We start from the raw sequence: 9,133 nt of genomic DNA, 5'->3' as shown, positions 1-9,133 counted from the left end.
TTTACTATTATAATAACAAACGTATGAAGGCAAAATTAAAAGACCTAAGCCCGGTGGAATACCGAACTCAGGTCCTTGAAGCAGCCTAAGTACTTATGTCTAACTTTCTTGGGTCAGATCAAGCATATCACTCTGCTTTTCCATTACTTGTTAACAGCCTTTAAACCACGCTTTTTTATTTCCATTTTCAATATCCGAATCCATTCTTTCTCTGAACCAGACTTCAATGCATCACGATACGAGACGACCAACTGTTCATTACTCATAATTTTCATTTTGCATGACCTCCTAAGGAAATGGATTGAATATTCTTGCTATTCTTTTCATTTTAAACGCTTCTCTCCATTTTGAAAACCCTATTTTTTAAAAAAATTTAAAAAACTTCTTTCCTAGAAAATGGAGAGCAATTATTAGAAATAATCTAATAACATCGATATGATAAAATAACCGACTCATGAATAGGAGTGTGTTTGAATGGAGTTACAGTTTGATCATATCGTTCATTTTATTGAGGGACATCCAAAGAAAGCAATCAAGGAATGGCAAAAGCAAGGCATTCAAGGAGCTATGGGAGGAAGCCATGAAAAGTGGGGGACATATAATAGCTTACTTTATGCTAGAACATCCTATATTGAATTTTTAGCAATGGAAAACAAAGTAAACGCGGAAACTTGTGATAATCCTTTAATTAGTCAATTGGTGTCTGATTTACATAATGGGGAAGGGATTGGGCAAATTTGTTTTCGTACAACTAATATTGAGAAGCTTAAGAAGGAGCTGGAAGAGAAGGGATGCAGTACATTGCCTATTTTCCCCGGAAGTAGAAAAAGACAGGATGGCTCAATCATCCATTGGAAAATGCTTTTTATTAAGGGAGAATCAACCTTGCCTTTTCCATTTTTCATTGAATGGGGGCAATCAGACGAAGTACGGTTCAAAGAGCTAAAAGAAATGGATATGATCGATGGAAAATTGGAAAAACACCAAATTAAGTCCATCCTTTTTGCTTGTAGAAATGCAGAACAATCTGCAAGTGAGTGGTCGAGACTGTTCGATTTTCCTATTAAGAGCATTGGATTAGACTCCGTTTCCTCTTTGAAAAAAGCAACAGTTTTAAGCGGGAATACAGAGATTATATTTTGCGAGCCGTTAAATGAAGAGGGAATGATCTATCATACACTGCAATCACGCGGAGAAAGACCTTTTTCCATTCAATTCGGCCCGCAACTTTTTCATGGAACTTTTTCCTTGTATGGATCATTTTATCAATGATACCCGTGCTTATTACAACAAAACAGAAGAATGATCTTGCAGTTAGTTAGTAATATTTATTATACTAGCATTATTATGAAAGAGGAGTGGCAGCAAATGATTCATTTAAACTGGAATGAACGAGAAACTTTAAAGAAAGTAAAATGTGTTCATACAAATGCAGCTAAATATATTGTCAACAGAGCCTTAACAGCTGGAAAAGAATACGAAGTAAAAAATGAAACAGAGGAATTTTATTTCATTATTGATAACTCAGGAAAAGTCGGTGGCTTCTATAAGGATTATTTCCAAGATGCCTAATTAAGTGGGGCTAAAACGGACATTTCGAACGCATTCGGATGCTAAAATGTCCGTTAAAAAACCTGCCAGTGACACTATAGCCACTGGCAGGTTTTTTTATGTTAGCGATTAAAATGATCCGGGAATACTTGACGGACTGATGTTGTAAAATCATTATAGAACCCTTCAACCGGACGACCGTTTCGAATATTATTGGAATAGTTAGTCATCTGATTATAGAAACCCGGGTTCACTGAGCAATATACATCATTTATATTAGGGTCAGCGGCTTTTACTTGATCGGCAATTTTTCTCTCAACGTCCCGGGACAAGCCATTCGTATTATTCACAAGTCTTGCCGAAACATATGCATTATCATTTGTAACAATGACATTGGCTTTGTCAACTTCCGGTAAAGCGACGATTCTATCAGCCACTTCGTCAGCTACACGCATTCTTGAGTTATTATTAAAGCCGGTATTATTTCTTACTGGCGTTAAATCCGTGTTTGTGAAATTTCTATCCGTATTGAAACGGTTATCATTCGTAATTGGATTATTTACCCTCGTTGGCTCTGTTACATTACGGTTCCTAAAGGCTGTGTCATTCACACCTTTATTAGTCACACCACACCCAGTAAGAACTGCCGTTGTAAGTATACCAGCTAATAATGCTTTCGCTTTCATCCAAAATTCCTCCTTTCAAATATGAATCATTTTTATCATTCCATCCTCGTATTTATCATATCCATGTGCTTTTTTCCGTATAAAGATATTTATTCCAACATGGCCATTTTCTTTTTTGTTTTAGCATCTATTCCTTTTAGGTAAAATAACTATGAAGGTGGGGATTTTATTGATTTATTTATATATAGGGATAGGTGGGGTAATAGGCAGTTTATTGCGCTTTTTTATTTCATACATGTCGGAGCATGTCTGGAAAGCTGAGAGCTTTCCAATTGGAACATTAATAACCAATATACTAGGTGCGTATCTCCTGGGCTTTGTTACAAATTATTTCGGTAGCAACGATAAAATAAGTCGCCGATTACAATTAGCGATCGGAACAGGTGCTATTGGTTCCTTTACAACTTTATCGACTTTAAGCACAGATACAGTCCTATTATTGGAAAGAGGAGTATATTTTTATGCCTTTTTATATGTATTTCTTAGTGTGTTTGGTGGGCTTTTTGCCGTTTATTTTGGCTTAAGAAGGGTAGAGGTAAAATGATCATCCATTTATTACTCATTGCGATCGGCGGATTTTTGGGGGCTATTGCGCGTTTCAAAGTATCCCAATTATTAAAAGAACCGCTTTTGGGTAAAATTCCATTAGGAACGCTGACTGTAAATCTTATCGGTTCATTTTTATTAGGACTTATTATTGGCTCTTCTGGGGATAAAGATATTTACTATTTATTTGGCACTGGTTTCATGGGGGCGTTTACAACCTTTTCAACACTAAACCTTGAAGCAGTTAAGCTTATTCAATCAAAGGAAAGGTTGCCGGCAATCCTTTATATTGTCATCACATATACGTTTGGTATCTTTTTTGCCTTTATCGGATATTTTGTTGGAAAATAGAAAAGTGGAAGCACCTCGACAGAAGAACGTCGACTAAAAACCGCCACGTCCTCTTAAAAGCTAACGATTTTACTCGTGCGATGGCTGTCGAAGTCTTCCTTGTGCAGCTAGACAAAATAAAAGGGTGACAAATGTCACCCTCAATTATTTCTCACTAATTGGCTGTGCTGTTTTTTCCATTACTGTGCTAGTTGTCGGATAAAGCTTTTTGCCAATGATTGTTTGAATCGTTAAGAAAATCCCGCCAACGGTCCAATATAACGGTAAAGCAGCTGGAGCATTTAATGATACCATGACGATCATAATAGGGGATAAAAGCCCCATAAACTTCATCTGTTGCTGCTGTTGAATCGGCATCGTCGCTTGGGAAACTTTAAATTGGAAATAGTAAACGATACCCGCAAGAGCTGTAATCCAAATGTCGGAATGACCTAGATTAAACCATAAGAAGGAATGAGAAGCAATTTCCGCTGATCCTCGAATAGCATAATAAAAGCCCATTAATATTGGCATTTGAATCAGCATTGGAAGACAGCCCATATTCAGAGGATTTACACCGTGTTTCCGGTATAAGCCCATCATTTCTTGTTGCAGCTTTTGCTGTTCTTTCTGATCCTTTGTTGCTTTTAGTTTCTTTTGAATTTCATCCATTTCTGGCTTTAAAAAATCCATCTTTTCTTTCATATGACGCTGATTTTTATATTGCTTTAACATGAGCGGCATAAGAAGCAGTCTAATGGCAAGTGTAATAATAATGATCGCAACTCCATAATTATCATGAAAAATAGCTGCTGTTCCATGAATTAAAGAAGCAAATGGTTCAACGGCGTATTTATGAAAAAATCCGTCATTACTTTGTCCATTTTGTGCAGAGCATGCAGATAAGAAAAGAGTTACAGCTGAAATAAGCATTAAAATCAAAAAGTTTTTCTTTGTTTTCATTTAAGAATTACCTCCTATTATTATTTATGTCAATAAATAGGAGAATTCACTGTCTGGGTCATCACCTAGACCGTCTTTCTTTCTGGCACACTTCGTAATCCAATGTAATACAGGATTAAATAGCGAATTAAAATGAAAATGCTGTTCTGGAAGAATCGTTAATGAATCTATTTTATTTATATCATTTTGTGAATCATGAAATGAATATTCAATACTCCAAACCCATAAGTATTTCATCATAAGTCCCAATACCAAGCTCATATAAATTGTATAATCAGCTGGAATATTGGAAGCATCCATAAAAAATTCTAGCATTTTAATCACCTCAAAACTTAAGGGCAATGATCTAATTATAATTGATTTTTGGCTATGAAGCAATTGAGAACACCATCCAATTACATAGTTTTGAAAATCATCAAGTGGAATTAACAGGGCAAACATATGAATGAAGTTTCATTTTACAGTTGTATGGAATATAAGGAAGTAATAGAATATAGGATGGACTTACTATTTGATTGAACGGTGGGGTATTTTGTCTTATATTAACCGAAAAACGATTTTAACAATAGCAAAGGTTATATTTCCTATTTTAATTTTGATGATTATTAGCTATGAAGCGAAAGGATTATTTAGAGATTTTAACTGGGATTTAATGAATTTGTATTTGGACAGGCTTTCATTTGAAAGAATTTTGATCATCCTTTTTATCGGGTTAATCGCGCTTGTGCCGATGTATTTTTACGACGTCATCCTTTTACACATTTTTAATATAAAAGTACCGAAAAGAAAGCTTGTGTTTTATTCATTATCAGCCAATTCCTTTTCTAATTTAGTTGGGCTTGGGGGAGTTGCGGGCGCTACGTTACGCTCCTTTTATTATCGTAAATATGTGGAAAATCATGTTCAATATATTCGTATTATCGCAAAAATGTCGTTGTTTTATTTAACCGGTTTATCCATCCTTTCATGGACGATTGTCTTCTCTGATTTAAATGTTTATTCGGAAATAAAGTTTATGAAATATGCGGTTTGGGCAATTGCAGCTTATACGCCGTTTTTGTTAGTCGTCTTTTCGTTTCGCAAAAAGTTTTGGAGTTTAGAAAATTTACAAAAAGGCTATATTGCAGAATTGATGACGGTTTCAATTTTTGAATGGCTTTTCGTCGGACTATGTATATGGGCGATTGCGCATTTATTAAATGTTTCGATTCCATTTGCACTTATTTTTCCGATTATTATTATTTCGGCATGTGCTGGAATTATTAGCTTAATACCGGGAGGAATCGGCTCTTTTGATATTGTATTTTTAATTGGGATGGAGACACATGGGATTCCGGCAGAGTTAAGTTTATTAATCATCATGTTTTACCGGCTGAGCTATTATATTTTTCCGGTTTTGCTTGCAACTCCTTTCGTCATCTATCAGTTCGTAGCAAAAAGGAAACGACATTAATCGGAATAATTGAAAATTAGAGTAGTTCGGTATCCTTTTCGTGTAATGAGAAAGAATTGAGGGTAAAATGGTACTATTATACAACCAGGCAGCTAGGAGGTTTCTTTATGAGCTCACTTTATCCAGATGATAGTTTAACTTTACATACTGATCTATATCAAATTAATATGGCCGAAACATATTGGAACGACGGGATCCATAATAGAAAAGCCGTTTTTGATCTATACTTTCGAAAAATTCCTTTTAAAAATGGTTATGCGATTTTTGCCGGATTAGAAAAAGTGATTGAGTACATAAAACAATTTCGTTTCTCCGAAAGTGATATTGCTTATTTAAGAGAAGATTTAGGGTATCAGGAAGACTTTCTTGAATACTTAAAAACGTTAACGTTTACGGGCAATATTCGTTCCTTGGAAGAAGGAGAGCTCGTATTCGGCAATGAGCCAATTATGCGCATTGAAGCCCCACTGGCTCAAGCGCAATTAATTGAAACGGCATTATTAAACATTATTAATTATCAAACATTAATTGCCACAAAAGCGGCCCGCATTAAAGAAGTTGTCGGCTCAGAAAAATTGATGGAGTTCGGCACAAGGAGAGCCCATGAAATGGATGCGGCCATATGGGGAGCGAGGGCAGCCTATATTGGCGGCTTTGATTCAACCTCAAATATAAGAGCAGGAAAGAAGTTTGGTATTCCTGTATCTGGAACTCATGCCCATGCACTCGTACAGGCTTATCAAGATGATTACACGGCCTTTCATGCCTATGCAAAGAGGCACAAAAATTGTGTTTTTCTCGTTGATACTTATGACACGCTTAATTCGGGTGTGCCAAATGCTATTAAAGTAGCAAAAGAACTTGGCGATCAAATCAATTTTATCGGCATTCGACTTGATAGCGGCGACCTTGCCTATTTATCAAAAGAGGCAAGAAAAATGCTGGATGAGGCTGGTTTTCCTGACGCAAAAATTATTGCCTCTAGCGATCTAGATGAATATACAATTATGAACTTAAAAGGCCAAGGGGCCAAAATTGACTCATGGGGCGTCGGAACGAAATTAATTACAGCCTTCGATCAGGCAGCACTTGGAGCTGTCTATAAATTAGTCTCAATTGAAAACGAAGCAGGGCAAATGGTCGATACAATAAAGATTAGCGGCAATCCTGAAAAGGTGACAACACCAGGATTAAAGAACGTATACCGAATCATAAATAAGAAAAATCACAAATCAGAAGGCGATTATATTACATTAGAAGAAGAAAATCCGCAAGAGGAAAAACGGCTGACGATGTTTCATCCGATTCATACATATATTAAAAAATATGTTTCAAATTTTGAAGCGAGAGAACTGCATAAAGATATTTTTCGAGATGGGAAGCTAGTGTATTCCATTCCTGAACTTAATAATATTCAACATTTTGTGAAGGAAAATTTGAAATTACTTTGGGAAGAGTATCGCCGTTTATTAAATCCAGCGGAGTATCCAGTCGACTTAAGTCAAAAATGTTGGGATAATAAGATGAAGAACATCGAAAAAATAGCTGAAAAGATGAAACAATCTTATATTGAATAACGAGAAGTACTGTAAGCAGGGGGAATGAAAATGACTTTGCAACAAGAAATAATGAGGAAGTTGCATGTTCAGCCAACAATTGATCCACAAGAAGAAAAAAGAAAACGAATTGATTTCTTAAAAGCCTATTTGAAAAAAACAAAGGCAAGGGGCTATGTTCTCGGCATTAGCGGCGGACAAGATTCTACTCTTGCAGGGAGACTTGCCCAGCTCGCCGTTGAAGAATTCCGAAACGAAGGCAATAAAGCTGAGTTTATTGCGGTCCGTTTACCTTATGGCATTCAAGCGGATGTGGAAGATGCAAAGCTTGCCTTATCGTTTATTAAAGCCGATCGTGAATATGTCTTTAATATTAAATTAGCTGTTGATGAAATGGAAAAGGAATACAATTCACTTGTTCAGAACCACCCGCTAAGTGATTACCAAAAGGGGAATGTGAAGGCAAGAATGAGAATGATTGCCCAGTATATGTTCGGCGGAGAAAGTGGTTTACTCGTTATTGGGACAGATCATGCAGCTGAATCGATTACCGGATTTTATACAAAATTTGGCGACGGAGGAGCTGACGTTACTCCCCTTACAGGATTAACGAAAAGACAAGGCAGGGCGCTTTTACAAGAATTACAGGCAGATGAAAGATTGTATTTAAAAGTCCCAACAGCTGACCTATTAGACAATAAACCGGGACAGGCAGATGAGACCGAACTAGGCATCACATATGATGAGCTTGATGACTATTTAGAAGGCAAACAAGTAAGTAAAGCGGCTGCAGAAAAAATTGAGAAACGCTATCTTCAATCCGAGCATAAAAGAAGAATGCCCGCTTCCATGCAAGACGATTGGTGGAAATAAGAAAAGCGTAAGCGCCTTATACAAGGGCTTACATTAAGTGAAAAAGCGCTGGGCAATATCCCAGCGCTTTTTATTTAGTCAACGACAATATAAGCAATCATTGGTCCATTTTGTTCTTTGCCATGATGGGTATGACAAATTAAACGGTATACGCCTTCTTTTTTAATCTGAAGGGGCACAATGGTCTCTTCACCCTTTTTTACAATTCCTTTAATATCCGTTCCTTCAATAGAAAATGGATGCTCGGCCCCATTCACGCCTGTGATCACCAGATTTACTTTCTCTCCTTTATGAACAAAAATGGTCCCCGGATCCCAGCGATAAGACTCAATTTCTTTTCCATTCGGAAGCTTTGCTTTAAATTCTCCAGTCACCATATGAATTTCACGAACCGTTTTTGTAGTATCTTGGTTAAAAACTGTTACTGAATCATTCTTTACTAGTAACCATATTGATGCAGAGGCAACAGTAAGAAAGATGATAAGAAACATAATGACTGTTCTTTTGTTCAACACAAGAAATGGCATTTTTTTCTCCTCCTATAAAATGATTGTCCACTACAAACATATGCATATAGGGGTGGAGAACTTGTCTAATTTATAAAATATTTTAAGACAACCAACCAGGTCTTAACTCCTGATTTACGCAGGAAGGCTGTAAAAATTATACATACAACATTTATAATAATAAATATAGAGAGGGTGGGGAAAAGTGACAGCAATTACTATATTTGCAATTGCGGTTGTTATTATCATATTTCTTATAAAAAGTTTATCAAAAAGAAGGAAGTTTAAATTAAAACATGCGCGTATTCCTACAAATCTTGGAATCTTAAATCCTAAATATAAGTCGATTATACTTGCTCTTCATTAATCCCTATCACCTTCATATGTCAATAACTTAAGAAACAGGCTATTACAAAATGTATTCACCAGAAAAGTTTCCACATGAATTGAATCCACTCATGCCTATTCAGCAAATAAAGACGAGTGGCGGGGGATCATCCTCCTGTTCGGGTTTTGGCTGCAGTAGTAACTGTTCTTCAAGCAGCGATTCGGATGGCGGTTCCAGCTGTTCAAGCTGCGGCGGCGGTTGCAGTTCTTAAATCATTCCTTAATATGGAATGATTTTTTTATGTCTCAAAATCATTCCTTAATATGGAATGATTTTTTTAT

At 36.4% G+C, this 9,133-nt stretch carries 14 protein-coding genes; 9 read left to right on the top strand and 5 right to left on the bottom strand.

Translation table 11 applies throughout. The features are described 5' to 3' along the window. A partial coding sequence (locus F7731_RS20860) for an IS3 family transposase (protein WP_151534440.1) occupies nucleotides 1-89 on the top strand: 89 nt, incomplete at its 5' end. Nucleotides 90-143: 54 nt separating this feature from the next. Here F7731_RS20860 and sda read toward each other — a convergent pair. Continuing rightward, nucleotides 144-275: a sporulation histidine kinase inhibitor Sda gene (gene sda, locus F7731_RS20855; protein ID WP_151536729.1), complete on the bottom strand. Its 132-nt coding sequence runs from the start codon at nucleotides 273-275 to the stop codon at nucleotides 144-146. Between the two features lie 199 nt (nucleotides 276-474). On the opposite strand from sda, the gene F7731_RS20850 reads away from it, so the two are divergent. Further along, nucleotides 475-1,272, top strand: coding sequence for a VOC family protein (locus tag F7731_RS20850; protein WP_151536728.1), 798 nt, complete (start codon nucleotides 475-477; stop codon nucleotides 1,270-1,272). A 96-nt stretch (nucleotides 1,273-1,368) separates the two neighbouring features. Further along, complete coding sequence (locus F7731_RS20845; RefSeq protein WP_151536727.1) at nucleotides 1,369-1,572, top strand: DUF6501 family protein; 204 nt, start codon at nucleotides 1,369-1,371, stop codon at nucleotides 1,570-1,572. A 101-nt stretch (nucleotides 1,573-1,673) separates the two neighbouring features. On the opposite strand, the gene F7731_RS20840 is transcribed toward F7731_RS20845, so the two are convergent. Continuing rightward, the gene (locus tag F7731_RS20840) at nucleotides 1,674-2,237 is read right to left on the bottom strand and encodes a YhcN/YlaJ family sporulation lipoprotein (RefSeq protein WP_151536726.1); all 564 of its coding nucleotides are present in this window, start codon (nucleotides 2,235-2,237) and stop codon (nucleotides 1,674-1,676) included. Between the two features lie 169 nt (nucleotides 2,238-2,406). On the opposite strand from F7731_RS20840, the gene crcB (F7731_RS20835) reads away from it, so the two are divergent. Both crcB (F7731_RS20835) and crcB (F7731_RS20830) read left to right on the top strand, forming a co-directional pair. Continuing rightward, on the top strand, nucleotides 2,407-2,781 hold the full coding sequence (gene crcB, locus F7731_RS20835; protein ID WP_246197358.1) for a fluoride efflux transporter CrcB: 375 nt from the start codon (nucleotides 2,407-2,409) through the stop codon (nucleotides 2,779-2,781). Continuing rightward, nucleotides 2,778-3,134 (top strand): fluoride efflux transporter CrcB, encoded by a 357-nt coding sequence (gene crcB, locus F7731_RS20830; protein ID WP_151536724.1) that lies wholly within the window; start codon nucleotides 2,778-2,780, stop codon nucleotides 3,132-3,134. Before crcB (F7731_RS20835) ends, crcB (F7731_RS20830) begins: the two co-directional genes overlap by 4 nt. A 144-nt stretch (nucleotides 3,135-3,278) precedes the next feature. On the opposite strand, the gene yidC is transcribed toward crcB (F7731_RS20830), so the two are convergent. Next, a complete protein-coding gene (yidC, locus tag F7731_RS20825; protein ID WP_151536723.1) occupies nucleotides 3,279-4,076 on the bottom strand; it encodes a membrane protein insertase YidC in 798 nt (265 codons plus the stop codon). A 24-nt stretch (nucleotides 4,077-4,100) separates the two neighbouring features. After that, nucleotides 4,101-4,391, bottom strand: coding sequence for a hypothetical protein (locus F7731_RS20820; RefSeq protein WP_151536722.1), 291 nt, complete (start codon nucleotides 4,389-4,391; stop codon nucleotides 4,101-4,103). A 196-nt stretch (nucleotides 4,392-4,587) separates the two neighbouring features. On the opposite strand from F7731_RS20820, the gene F7731_RS20815 reads away from it, so the two are divergent. The 3 genes from F7731_RS20815 to nadE all read left to right on the top strand — a co-directional run bounded on the left by F7731_RS20815 (nucleotide 4,588) and on the right by nadE (nucleotide 7,958). Next, entirely contained in the window at nucleotides 4,588-5,529 is a 942-nt protein-coding gene (locus F7731_RS20815) for a lysylphosphatidylglycerol synthase domain-containing protein (protein WP_246197357.1), read from the top strand. Nucleotides 5,530-5,636: 107 nt separating this feature from the next. Further along, entirely contained in the window at nucleotides 5,637-7,106 is a 1,470-nt protein-coding gene (locus tag F7731_RS20810) for a nicotinate phosphoribosyltransferase (RefSeq protein WP_151536721.1), read from the top strand. 30 nt (nucleotides 7,107-7,136) lie between these two features. After that, nucleotides 7,137-7,958 carry an ammonia-dependent NAD(+) synthetase gene (gene nadE / locus F7731_RS20805; RefSeq protein ID WP_151536720.1) on the top strand — a complete coding sequence of 274 codons (822 nt, stop codon included), beginning with the start codon at nucleotides 7,137-7,139 and terminating at the stop codon, nucleotides 7,956-7,958. Nucleotides 7,959-8,032: 74 nt separating this feature from the next. Here nadE and F7731_RS20800 read toward each other — a convergent pair whose 3' ends face one another. Next, nucleotides 8,033-8,485 carry a cupredoxin domain-containing protein gene (locus tag F7731_RS20800; RefSeq protein ID WP_151536719.1) on the bottom strand — a complete coding sequence of 151 codons (453 nt, stop codon included), beginning with the start codon at nucleotides 8,483-8,485 and terminating at the stop codon, nucleotides 8,033-8,035. A gap of 462 nt (nucleotides 8,486-8,947) precedes the next feature. Here F7731_RS20800 and F7731_RS26610 point away from each other — a divergent pair, with 462 nt between their 5' ends. Next, nucleotides 8,948-9,085 (top strand): hypothetical protein, encoded by a 138-nt coding sequence (locus tag F7731_RS26610; RefSeq protein ID WP_170289762.1) that lies wholly within the window; start codon nucleotides 8,948-8,950, stop codon nucleotides 9,083-9,085. Nucleotides 9,086-9,133 lie beyond the last annotated feature (48 nt).

Origin of the sequence: Cytobacillus depressus (assembly GCF_008923245.1) — a bacterium.
Lineage (GTDB): Bacteria > Bacillota > Bacilli > Bacillales > Cytobacillaceae > Cytobacillus > Cytobacillus depressus.
Note: the sequence above shows the minus strand (reverse complement) of the source record. Positions and strands in the feature narration are given on the sequence as shown.